This is a genomic window from Lacrimispora amygdalina (assembly GCF_900205965.1).
GTDB classification, from domain to species: domain Bacteria; phylum Bacillota; class Clostridia; order Lachnospirales; family Lachnospiraceae; genus Lacrimispora; species Lacrimispora amygdalina_A.
The window spans coordinates 1-11,701 of the sequence record NZ_OAOF01000045.1 but is presented as its reverse complement, the minus strand read 5'-3'; the positions used below and the strand labels follow the sequence as shown (position 1 = coordinate 11,701).

The 11,701-nt window shown below is 31.8% G+C and carries 8 protein-coding genes; 1 reads left to right on the top strand and 7 read right to left on the bottom strand.

Annotated elements, in window-relative coordinates:
- Positions 1 to 303: 303 nt before the first annotated feature.
- Entirely contained in the window at positions 304 to 459 is a 156-nt protein-coding gene (locus CRO04_RS25135; protein WP_420323219.1) for a redoxin domain-containing protein, read from the top strand.
- Positions 460 to 649: 190 nt separating this feature from the next.
- On the opposite strand, the gene CRO04_RS25130 is transcribed toward CRO04_RS25135, so the two are convergent.
- The 7 genes from CRO04_RS25130 to CRO04_RS25100 form a co-directional block, all read right to left on the bottom strand.
- Positions 650 to 1,522, bottom strand: coding sequence for a Fic/DOC family protein (locus tag CRO04_RS25130; protein ID WP_097006981.1), 873 nt, complete (start codon positions 1,520 to 1,522; stop codon positions 650 to 652).
- Positions 1,523 to 1,533: 11 nt separating this feature from the next.
- The gene (locus CRO04_RS25125) at positions 1,534 to 1,956 is read right to left on the bottom strand and encodes a helix-turn-helix domain-containing protein (RefSeq protein ID WP_097006980.1); all 423 of its coding nucleotides are present in this window, start codon (positions 1,954 to 1,956) and stop codon (positions 1,534 to 1,536) included.
- 1,162 nt (positions 1,957 to 3,118) lie between these two features.
- Positions 3,119 to 4,561, bottom strand: a complete 1,443-nt coding sequence (locus CRO04_RS25120; RefSeq protein WP_097006979.1) for a P-loop ATPase, Sll1717 family — start codon at positions 4,559 to 4,561, stop codon at positions 3,119 to 3,121.
- 365 nt (positions 4,562 to 4,926) lie between these two features.
- Positions 4,927 to 9,336 (bottom strand): DUF3883 domain-containing protein, encoded by a 4,410-nt coding sequence (locus tag CRO04_RS25115; RefSeq protein ID WP_166432675.1) that lies wholly within the window; start codon positions 9,334 to 9,336, stop codon positions 4,927 to 4,929.
- Positions 9,337 to 9,410: 74 nt separating this feature from the next.
- Positions 9,411 to 10,076 carry a hypothetical protein gene (locus tag CRO04_RS25110; protein ID WP_097006977.1) on the bottom strand — a complete coding sequence of 222 codons (666 nt, stop codon included), beginning with the start codon at positions 10,074 to 10,076 and terminating at the stop codon, positions 9,411 to 9,413.
- On the bottom strand, positions 10,073 to 11,125 hold the full coding sequence (locus CRO04_RS25105; protein ID WP_097006976.1) for a ParA family protein: 1,053 nt from the start codon (positions 11,123 to 11,125) through the stop codon (positions 10,073 to 10,075). Before CRO04_RS25105 ends, CRO04_RS25110 begins: the two co-directional genes overlap by 4 nt.
- Entirely contained in the window at positions 11,064 to 11,408 is a 345-nt protein-coding gene (locus CRO04_RS25100) for a recombinase family protein (RefSeq protein ID WP_097006975.1), read from the bottom strand. The genes CRO04_RS25105 and CRO04_RS25100 overlap by 62 nt, the downstream gene beginning before the upstream one ends.
- Between the last annotated feature and the right edge of the window lie 293 nt (positions 11,409 to 11,701).

Genomic DNA, 11,701 nt, shown 5'->3' with positions numbered 1-11,701 from the left:
TAAAAAAATCCCTGCGGACTATCCGCAGGGGAATATAAGCATAAGTGCTGGATTTTATTTGCCAAAAAGTGCTGGAAAATAATTTCCATTTTTTGCTGGAAAGTACTTGCCGTTTACAAAAAGCAGTATCAGATAAAGATGATGTGCTGAGTTCCATTATACCAGAACTTTTATAATTATAAAATACCCTAAATAAAAATTTTTTATTACTTTTTTGATGAGGGTGAAAATATAATAAATCTTACAGAACTATTTTTTTTCGCACCTTCATATAATATTACAAAATGCAATTAAGGAATACTTATGAATGTCAGCATAGGAATGAAAGCTCCTGATTTTACTGCGATGACAACATTCGGACCTATAAAATTATCCGACTACAAAGGCCACTGGGTCATACTATTCTCGCATCCCGGTGATTTCGCATTGCGTACAGTTGGAAAATATGTTTCGATATGAAAAAGATCTAAAAAATGTTCTAGAAATGGTGACTTAAGCATATCATCCATTTTATGGTATTACAATACTTATTTTAGTTTTTTTCTAAATTTTTGTGTAATATAGCAGCTTTATAATATCTACTTATTTTAAGTATTGCTCCATGGATGGCAAAACAACTCAAGATAGTTTATTACAGTCTTTATCCGTTTTAACGCTCGGGAGAAATATTCCGGGCTTGATTAATACTTTTAACTTTTTTGTTTTGTATCTCTTGGTCAGCGAAATCCTTTGCCACGGATCTTACCAATTCTCCTTTGTCTTTGTCAAGACTCTTGATATTCTTATAATAATCTCTCAATTCTTTAACTAAGTTAAGTTTTTGGAACGCCTGGTTAATATCTTTCATTCCTTGAATGAGCAGTTTTGTGGGTCGAAAACCCGCTGATTTAATATTATCTACTATGAAGGCTTCCTCTCCCAGTACCATAGAGTCTTTCATTATTTTGTTCAAGTACTGGTAATCGGCATACATGCCATCAGAGGCTTTTACTAATGCATTCCTTACAAAAGAAGCATTCTCTCTGAAGAGTTGTTTGTCAAGTGGGAAATCATTTCTCCCCGCAAAATGAGAAGCAAAAGTCATAGTTGTTCTTGTGTTTCCTTCTCTAAAAGGATGTACCTGCCATAACGCTGCAATGTTTTTTGAAAACATCATAGATCGATCTTCTAAACTAAGTGATCTCCAGTTAATACCATTCATTTCATCTATGATATTTACTGCATGTCCTTCTATATTATCAGGATGTGAATATCTTATTGTATCTCCGCCCAATACAGCCTCAGCCTTATAAATTTGAACTGTTCTTGTTTGACCAGCAAATGGATATACATCTTCAAATATGTGACGATGAAGAACTTTCACATAATCAAAATCTAACTCTTGTCCTTGATCCAACTTGTCTATACTAAGAAATTTAATAAATGTAATATCAGCCTCCGCCGCCTGTAGCCGAGCAGCATCTTTTATGTTTAACTTATTTTTTAAAACGGGAACATCATCATACAAATATGGATCTCTCATGTTACCTCTCCCTACTGTTGATATCTCTCTATAGCTGCCCTCAGCATATCTTCTTCAGATATATTACCTTCGATAAATTGATCTGCTAACTGTTTTGTATGTCTTGTTGGTTCAGGAGCATCTAAAGTAGATAAAGCTAGAGCGTCATTAACAATTTTCTCACGTTCTTCCCTGGTCGTGGTAGGGATAAAATACTCTTTGCTCAGCATATTCCTCCTCTTCTCAAAATCGGCCGCCGGTATATTATCAATAAAATCACCAGGTGCACAATCTAGGGTATCACAAATCTTTTCCATGTTGATTACAGAAACTTCTTTAATAGTGTTATTTAGAATTGCAGACATGGTAGCTTCTCTTATTCCTGCCTTACGTGCCAATTCAGTTTGAGTCATCCCCTTCTTATCTAATAAACTTTTTAAATTAAAAATGATCAATACAAATCCCTCCTTCCCCTCATTATATTATACAATTTTTCAAGTAATTAATCAATAGTTATTTACGTATAGAGTAATTTTTTATATTCTCAATGTTTTAACACTTTACAAAACGTTTTTTTGAATAACCGCCTACCTCTTAATAGTCTTGTCTATTTCTTCACTTTCACAATTGTCAATTAGATAATGACAATCTAATTTAGTTATTTTCTTTCACAAAAACAGTATAATTTTCTTTATATGTATCTGTAACATAAACTGTTTCATTTCCAGCTTTAAGCTAGGAAATCGCTTGAGAATGATCTTTATAATTTGACTATCCTGATATTGCTGCTGTATTCCAAAACGGTCTAATATTGAACTGTCATCTAGCAAGTCAGATTTAAAATAAGCATACACTGCTCTGTTGAAGTTAATGCACTATTACATGCATGTTTATAGAGTGTATATTCTTCGGCTGTTAATTCTTCGAAACTATAAGTATATTTATCAGAATAAATCATGACATGAGCTGCCAATAATTTTATTGCCCATAAGCGATTAGGTTCGCCAATATTTACATTCACAAATTATGTGTTTTACTAATTTATTTGGTGCTTTAACATAAACATCAACTTCAACTTTCCCTCTTGCTGTATTCAGTTCATTGGGGTAATAGCTGCATATCCAGCAACAGTTACATATTCTGCTGTCAGGTTTTGGAGTTCCTGCCAAGTTTGAGGTTGCCTATGTGTAAATTTCATATTCATCGCCTTTCTTAACAATATCTCAACGCTTCTTTTGAAAAAAGATAAAGATTTGTAAATGCGTTAACCGTTTTTATCTCATTCCGTATATCTTGAGCTGATTCTTAATATTGTTCAACAGTTTTCTTCCAAAACCAGTATAGTGGCTCCTCGATTAAGTCATCAAAGTTTGTTGTTATAAATGAGCTTAAATAAAGTTTAGCAAATCTTTGTGAACATCATTCGGTAATAGGTTCTTGGCAGTGAGTCGTCCTTTTATAAAAATGTAATAAGCAGTATCATCCTTCCAGCTAGAGTAGTAATACATCTGATAAAAATCTTCAAATTCAAAATCTCCTCGATAATTGGTAGCTTATGCCGATATATTCTATTTGGCCCTAAAGCTTTTATTCAAACTACGAGTAAAAGTTATAACTTTAAGTAATTGATAAAGAACGCATAAGACCTCTATGAACTACACACTCATGTTCTTCTATAAAATTTTCACGAGGATTTCTATATTTAAAAACTGTATAATCTTTTTTTTCTTTGGGACGATGTTGGCCAATGTATCCATCGTTAAACATTTTTGCAAGTAATTGTGTTGAGTCAACACTTTCAAATTCTTTATGCTTGCAACATTCAATCTTAAAATCATTAGCATTAAAATAACGTTGACCTAATTTTGACAAAACTGATGGCAAAACTGTAACAGCTTCGTCTGGGAAGAAACCAGTCAATTCATCTTGCATTGCTGCCACGAAGTAACTATTTGAATAATTATATAATATGGATTTTAGTGATGAATCATTTATTTTCTGACCAGTAACATATGTTTTTTGAGCTTCAATCATCAACTGCAATATATCTCTTGGGCGGTAAATTATATTTTCCAGTACATACTCAAGAGAGGATTTAAATGATTCGACTGGCTCAAATATCTGTTCCCATATTTCTATAAAATCCACATCCTCTCCCCAAATTGGTTCAAATCTCTTTTTAACAAGTTGAATTAGTCGTGAAGGTGTTGCATCAGAGGAATCCTCTATCTTCCAACTAAGCTCTATGGAAGAGTCTCGTAATATCTTAGAAAAATTTGTATCTCTACAGACAGACAAGACGTCTGCTCTTACAAAAACTATAATTTTTAAAAATAACGTACAAGAATTAAAAAACGAATTTATTTCATCACATGCTTTTATTAATCCAGTTATTACTTTTGGTTCAAAGTTCTCAACACTTAGAATATCATCCAAATTATCAATCAAGAGATAATTTCGTTTATCCTTAAAATACAATGTACTAATACATTTTCTAATAGTTAAATATATCTCTTCTGTTCCCTGCAATATTTTAGAATTTTCGCGCCTCTTTCCCCTAGAAAAAATGCTTTTTAAATTAAAAGTTGTGTTGGTCTCAACAAGTTTGGTTATGGTTCTGGAAATATCTTCTGTTTCAAGCAAGCCACTTTCCTGCAAAGAGGCCACTAAAGCTATAAATGATGGGTCAGCAACTAATGGTTCTTTTTCATTAATTAATTTTACAGTTTCGATCATAAGAACACACTTCCAAAAAGATATGTATGGATTACCACCCAAGTTCTTATATGTAGATAGTTGTTCAAATGTTATATTATTAAAATTATTTAATGGTTTTTTTGCTGTGGAGATATTAATTTCATTCTCTAGCAAACTTATTTTGGCACTATATGCAGATTTCCCATCACCCTTTCTGCCAGAGATAATAAACCTATCCCCATTTAATAATTCTTCAATATTTCCATCTGGATCATAAAATGAATTACTAAACATTTTTGGATTTCTATCAGCTTCTTTATCTGAATCAGAATATCCTAGAAAAACATCTTTAAAATTTCCCATATTGCTCCCCCTCGTATAATAAGTTTGTAAGCGCAAAAGCTTTCAGACTTATTTTCTTTTTTGTGATATAGATGTCAAAATATCTCAAGGATTTCTTCCCATTCTATTTCTCACCCATATAGTTAATAGCTATATCAATATAAGGTCAATCCTGTGTTATGATATCAGCAGAGTCTGATGTCCGAAGGCACTGCTTACCCCCCTTCAGCCGGCTTAGTCCGAGACTACTCAGAAAACATGCAGCATGGAACATATGACACATTCCGCTGACACAGAAGCTGCATCCCATGTACTTCAGCAGTAATCTTAGAGGAATCTTCCTTGTCTATCATTAAAGCCATGCTGATGTCACTGCGAAATGTATGTTAGACCTTTTGAGCAGTAATAGAAAAAGAGTCCGTTTCAACGATAAATTGCGAGCTAGTAAAAAAGTCTTCGTTTAGAGAATAGTCAAATATGTGACCCAATTTGTTGATTTTGGGACAACAATCATTCACATTTGTTACAAGCATTATTTCATAGTATTTTTTATGTCTTTCACCAAATTCTTTTTCGTTTTTAGACAAGTGAAATGTATAAGTATCTCCAGTAGTCGCTTTGACTTCAACATAGTGAATTTCTTTAGGGTCATCTTTTAATAAATAGTAAATATCATAACCCAGCGAGTCATCACCATGAAAACATTCTCCAAGTTTTTGTGCATTACCTGAGACCCATTTAACCTCTTTAATTGATTGATCCTTAATTAGTTCTTCATAAACATATTTTTCACCTTTTAAACCGATTTGTATATTCGAATTACTATTATATGATCGTCCGCTACTATTTCCACCACAATGTGTCTTCGGATTCTGTTCATCCGGACGCTTGATGTCTACACTTTCTATTGTTACAACTATGGCTGTTTCAGCTCCTTGAAAATTAGTATCATTTTCGTTATCAGCTGTATCCTGCAGCATATCTTTTCTCCCATTAATATAATTTTTTATACTCTGTGAAACTATATCGTCATCATAAAAATATATTAGTGAATTTAGTTGTTCATCATCAAAACAAGCATCGTCTTGATTAATCTGCAAATCAACTAACAGCTTTGCTTTTCTATTTTTAAATATATTCGAAAGCTGTTTCCCGTCAAGATTTTCTACTTTTTCTAAATTAATATTGAAAAACGTACTAATTTGTTCATTGACATCAAAATAAATACTATTTTTATAATCAATAATTGTGCCATAGGTTCTGAATTGATTCATTTTTTTTCCAAAGTTCTTTTTTGCTTCAAGAGGTTGATGTATTAATTGTTCAAATAGGTAATAATTATATTGGCACTCGAGGCTTAATAATCTTTTTTCCAAAATCCATTTGAAGTATGGTACCAAATTTATTGGAAAAGAAGAGTGATTATTAAAATTGCAAACATCCATTTCTAGTTTCTTAAAAAGGTTAATTATCAAGTAATTAAATTTACCATTACCATTGATGTCTTCATAGTCAAAACCGATATCAAAACAATCTTCAAGCTCTGTTGGAAGTTTGATACACTCCATATTTTTGTATGTACAAATAGCTTTAATAAATTCTTGCTTATAATCAAAATTGAAAAGCTCTCTTGATTTTTTCAGATCATCTTCAAATATATCTCCTAAGTTTACCTGTAACATTTTATTTCTATTATTATCAGAAAGTCCAAAAAGTGCTGCTGCACATTCAGAGAGTTTTTGCAATCCAGTTACTTCTTCAAATATCTCCATAATTGTTAGACTAAATTGATAATCTGATATCAACTGTTTTTTCGTTTCATGTGCAATATCCCCCAACATAATATAAGCTTTATTTTCATCTTTTTCATAAATATATTCATATGGCTTTAAGTGTAGTGGTTTTTTCTCACCTTTATAAGTATACTGTGCTTCTATGTCAGAACATAAAAATACTTTTAATTTATTTAATTGATTGAATTCTCTTCTATCTGAATCCTCGTCAATCCTATAACAATAAAGGTACGGAAGTAAATCTTTTATATGTTTATCTAACTCTGTGCTTAAATGATTTAGTTCCATTTTTATACAAGTCTCATTAAATGAACGTACTATCTCTACACCAAATATAGCTTTTATATTGTCCTTATTTTTATCATGCTTAATCTCCATAATAGCCAATTGATCAGTAATCTCCATACATAATTTCTTTTTACCAACTGCAACTACCTCAGTAACAGGATAAAATTCTTCTTTACCATTCTTCATTGCCAAAATCTTACCATTGAGTATAAAATTATTCCTACTATAATAGTAAGTATTCCTAGGTAAATCTTTAGGAACGCTACTTGCTAGTTTATTATATACATCCCTTGCCGTATGAGCTATTTCTGTACCATAACTTACTAGTAGCGTAAGTATCTCATACATACGCTGGCTTTTCATATTAGAAAAATCATTAATAATTCCTACTTCTGTTAAGAAATAGTCACTTTTTATTTTGTCAAATTCACCATTACAATATTTGCTATCATAATCTACGGAAACACATTCCAATAAATCGTTGAATCCATTACCGATATTCCCAATCAAACAACTCTTTTCTATGATTTGTTTTTCTCTATATTTTGTTCTTACCCATTCCTTTGAACGCAGAATACTTAATACTGTAGTGTTTTTAATTTTATTTTTAAATTGTTCATCTTTGAAATACCATGCAATGATTTGCTCAAATTCTGCAGTCTCAATAATTTTTCCAAAATCCTGTTCATTTTCAATATCTGGATATTTTCTAATGCTTAACCATTCAAAAAATGGAACTATATCATCTTTAAAACTCATGCCCATATCAATACCACTTAAATCTACCAATATATTATCACTCTTATTTATTAGAGAAATTAATGATACTCCAAATTCGTTACCATATTCCTCACCAAAAAATAGTTGATTGGACTCAGTTAACTTACTACTTCTGTTTGGTAAATAAATAATTCTTTTTGTACTGATATAAGCAGGTACCTTATACATTTTATACAGCCATTGCAGATAATCTTTGAGATAGGCTCTATCTCTTTCATAGAGTTTGCAGAATGCTTGAGTTGTTTTCTTAATAATATCTTCCGATGCATATAACTTAAATTTATAAGCCCTCAGCGCATCATCCAAAACATATTGCCTATTTCCAAGCAGTGATTTGATTAACTCTAACTGTTCTGTACTTAATATATTTATAGAAACAAATGAAGGTGCCACTACTTCATCCATAGGTGGTCGAAAGGTTTCCTCACCAGGTTTTATCGTTATACCCTCACTATTAACAAAAAGTAATGGCTTAATATTTCCTGCATCTTTTATTTCATCAAAAAAATAATCAATATAAAACTTAAATATTTTTGCTTTTTCTAGTAAGCTACAATCACATTTATTATTATTGGTCCATTCAACTAAAGAATCATATTTATATGATTGCGTCCCAATTTTTTGTTTTAAAAAAATAGATATATTACAATCGTTAGAATATATTAATAGATTAGATAGCTTTTTAAACAATGTCACATCGGGCGTGTCATAATATACCAATGGCCCATTTTCAAAACTCTTATATTGATTATCAACATTAGGAAACAACTCACTACTTTTTATTTGTTCAATCAATTTTTTTTCAAATCCGAGTTCTTTTATTCTATCGTCAAGTTCTTGAAACATAACAAATCGGAGCCCGTTATAATCCGCTGTAGATGTTTCTCGCAATTTTAATGCTGTTTCTACTAATAATTCCGCAAGACAATCTAACATTTCTTTGTTTGCGGCGCTTTTGTCTAAGTTATTCCTATCACCGGACAAATCAAATGTGCCGTGTATAGCCGCTGGAAAATCAAATCGCAAATCTGTTTTAAAATAGCTATATAACTTATTGCTTCTAGTTTTTGGTGGTATGGTGTACGCTACTTTTAACTCATATTCATTATCAATACGATCGCCACAATTTTCTTTACTTATCTTTCCCTGTTTTGTAGCAATATACCATGTTTCCGGTTCCTTACTGAAATCAGAATAAGAAATCTCAACCGTGTGCCCATCATCAGTTAATAGTTTTTTTTTGAAAACCGTATGTTTACCCTCCACATTTATATGTATTGTTTCAAGGTTGTTAATAAAAAGCAAAGTTTCGCCATCCAAATTTTCAATTTGCTTTTCAATATCTTTATATATTTCTTTATTTTCCTCAATTTCTATTACGATATAGGTAGTATAATCATTATATTCTTCATTTGCTTTTTTTTCCACAGGACAGGTCAAAATCGCAATCGGTAAAGTTTTTCCTCCATAATTATTAACTTCCACAGCAAAATCATCGTTTTTCTCCATTAACTTCTTCAATTCGTTTTCGGCGTTTTTTGCCGAAAACTCTATGGAAAGTTCGTTGCTTTTAATGTAGACAGATTTGCTCCAATCCAAAATAGCCCTAAAGCCAGTTCCTTTTCGACCTATTTTTTTTTCATGACGCTTTGGACTTGAGTGAGAACGCATTAATGAATAAACGCCTTTTTCAGTAAACGGATTCCCATTGTTTGCAACGATTAGAATATTATTTTTAAGTTCAATATAAATTTTTTTATTTGTATCATTTGTCTCGTCATCAGCATTTTGAATAAGCTCTAATAATTGTCTTCCATTATAATCATTTGTTTTTTCTCTCTCGATATTATAGTCCCTAAACATTTCTCGTGCATTTGACAAGTAACGTTCCATTAACTCGTTTTTTTCACGTAAAACATAATCATTAATTTTCATGGTGTTCTCCGTCATCATATAGTAATTATTGGTATACTAAGTCCAATAATGATTCAAGTAAATTTAAATCGGACTCAACATGTATGAAATCTTGGAGCTGAAAAAGCCAATTTATCCGAATATCTATACTCCCAATATTGGAACAACCAAAAATATTTTTCCTTAACGTTCAAAGGATATTTTTCCATTGTTTTGTTAAAATCAACTAATATATCTTTTGAAATTTCTTTATCTAGAATAGAAAAATAGTCTATAAACTGATATCCGTCTTGCTCGCATAGCAAATGTGGCAAGCCTCTATTCAATTGAGGCTTGAAATAATCAAATAAGTTTTTTGATAAAATAATCCTAGGGTAGATAGCTTCTTTCGATTCGAGTTTATAAGCTTCTATAAGAGCTTGACTAAACATAAAGTCTTCTTCTTTATAGTGCTTTCCATATGAAATTGCTCCGCGACAAATAATGGATTGTAGAAATAAATCTTTTTGATAGTTAGTTAAAATCTCTACCATCTGATAAAAATTGTCAACATCTAGGGGTAATGAAAATATTACAGAATCAGAAAACTGCGTAATATTACATTTACGAATAGTTTTAGTCTGTTCATTAACGCTTTTCAAAACTTCAAAATATCGTGCATTACTTATGACATTTTCACAATCGCTCCGAACCATTTCAGAAAAACCTAGTATATCGACGAAGGCAACAATAGAATATTCCAATGAGGCATTTATACTCATATAAGTTCCTCCAAACGCTCAGCGATTTTTTCGAATTCAGAACGAAAAAAAGCCATTCTTTTTTGAGCATCTATCCATGCTACCCCTGCCCATTTTGTACCATTATTTATTAAAGCTGTATCTTCCTGAGTAACCTCAAAAACAGCTTTACCACATTCTTGAGCGCAGGAAGCCAGACTTCCAAAATCCGGTATCCTAGTAATAATAACATTTTCTGGTGTTATCTTATTGGTTATTTCAGGGCTTATAGCAGTTAAATTTGGTATCAGCTCATCAATTAGTGCTTTTTGTATACGAGTGATCCATAACTCAAATCCTGCCTTAGGCTTACCTTTAAAACGCTTAAAATGCTGCGGGATTGCTCCTAAAAATAATGGCATTCCCTTGCGAATCGGCAACTTTAAACTTTGAAAATCATTATATATTTGTTGGTGTTCTTTTATCCAATGAGGGAGAACTATTGACAAGGTATGAATGGACTGCACATTAAAACGATCCGCACTCATTGGTATCATAAAAGCATCACAGGCTAAAAAACAACTCCTTGTAAGTGCTCCTGAACTAGGGCCAACATCTATTAAAATAAAGTCAAAACCTTTTGCAACTCCAAATCTGACTAACATATCCGCTAAAGCAACGTAATTTCTTTTTTCGTGTATTTTATTCGAAAATCTTTGGCTATGAGCTTCTGCCATTAAGTCTTCAAGCTTACTTAGGGAAACATCACCACGAATTAAAAATAGATCTTGATCAATTTGAACTTCATGTATATTTTCAATATTTACAGTCGCGACTTCTCCGTCAAACCTTGGCTGTAGTATTTCTAATAAGCTTGTTCCAGGTAATTCATTTATTTCTCCTGTTTTTTCAAACTTTTCATCCAATTCTTCTATAATACTGCACATAAGCAATTCAGTCATATTGCATTGCGGATCAGCATCTACAACTAATGTCTTTTTGCCTATGTCTTGTAGGTAACGGGCAAGATTATATGTAGTCGTAGTCTTGGATACGCCCCCTTTGTGATTGTACAATGTTATAATTTTCATAATGTAACCTCCATAACATAATATTTATCTTCTTTGTTTTTTTGATTATATCACCTAAATTGAGGTCTAAACTCAACAGGACCAGTAAATCTCCTTCTCTTAACAAACCTGCACTAATTTCTGTTCCCACCAAAAGATTATATTGCGGACGTTCAAAACTCTTACCACTTATTTTATCAATAAAAATATGCCTTTCATCAATTCCTTCAGCAAGAAAGGCATCTATCTGGCGGCGTTCATTCTGTTCCTTTGTACTCACACGCCCATATCCGTATATAACCATTTCTATCCATCCTTTTTATATTTTATCGCTTTTCTTCTCAAAAACCAATATATTTTGATAATATTTTCAAAATATTTTTTCAACTTTTTGAAACATTTAAATCTATCAAATAGTTCATCTGTTTAAATCTATCAAAAGGTGTACTTTTTGAGAATGTAATTACTATTTACTTTCCATTTTTAATCGTATATAATTATTTAAAACAAATGTACGACAAGAGGTATTATAACTGTCTCTTATACACATCTCCGAGCCCACGAGACAGGCAGAAATCTCGTATGCCGTCTTCTGCT